Origin of the sequence: Paraburkholderia sp. BR13439 (assembly GCF_040948805.1) — a bacterium.
GTDB lineage: Bacteria > Pseudomonadota > Gammaproteobacteria > Burkholderiales > Burkholderiaceae > Paraburkholderia > Paraburkholderia youngii.
Map to the genome: position 1 here is coordinate 1 of NZ_JBFPKN010000220.1, position 255 is coordinate 255.

Below are 255 nucleotides of genomic sequence, written 5' to 3' on the forward strand. Positions count from 1 at the left end.
TGACCACTCTGTCCATCACGCCCGAACATCTGCAGTACGTGCTGCGCCTCGCCGATACCGCGCTGATCCTCGGTCAGCGCAACAGCGAGTGGTGCGGCCACGGCCCGATCCTCGAAGAGGACATCGCACTGTCGAACATGAGCCTCGACCTGATCGGCCAGGCGCGCCTGCTGTACACGCACGCGGCCACGCTCGAGCAGCAGCTCACCGGCCGTCAGCGCAGCGAGGACGACTACGCGTACTTCCGCGCCGAGC

The 255-nt window shown here is 66.7% G+C and carries 1 protein-coding gene; it reads left to right on the forward strand.

Annotated features, from left to right (window positions below):
• Positions 1 to 8: 8 nt before the first annotated feature.
• A partial coding sequence (locus tag AB3X96_RS42955; protein WP_368594463.1) for a Phenylacetic acid catabolic protein occupies positions 9 to 255 on the forward strand: 247 nt, incomplete at its 3' end.